The organism is Burkholderia sp. AW33-5 (assembly GCF_053427615.1).
In genome coordinates, this window is sequence record NZ_JBSAXA010000115.1 from 1 (window position 1) to 369 (window position 369).

General features: G+C 70.2%; 1 protein-coding gene. It reads left to right on the plus strand.

All coding sequences use genetic code 11. From position 1 onward, the window contains the following. A partial coding sequence (locus tag ACV22V_RS32610) for an amidohydrolase family protein (RefSeq protein WP_448016850.1) occupies nucleotides 1-369 on the plus strand: 369 nt, incomplete at both ends.

Sequence of the window (369 nt, forward strand, 5' to 3'; positions counted from 1 at the left end):
GCATGGCTCGTGACGGGCAAGACGGTCGGCGGCCTGCGCATGTATCCGCAGCGCAACCTGCTCGATCGCGAAACGGCGCTGCGTATGTGGACCGAGTACGTGACGTGGTTCTCGAACGAAGAGGGCAAGAAGGGGCGCATCGCGGTCGGGCAGCTCGCCGACCTGGTGGTCCCGGATCGCGATTTCTTCGCGTGCGCGGAGGACGACATCGCGGGCACGACGGCGTTGCTGACGGTGGTCGGCGGCAGGATCGTGTGGGGCGCGGGGCCGTTTGCGTCGCACGACGCGCCGATTCCGCCCGCGATGCCGGACTGGTCGCCCGTGCGCGAGTACGGCGGCTACGGCGGCTGGGGCGCGACGCAGCGCAAC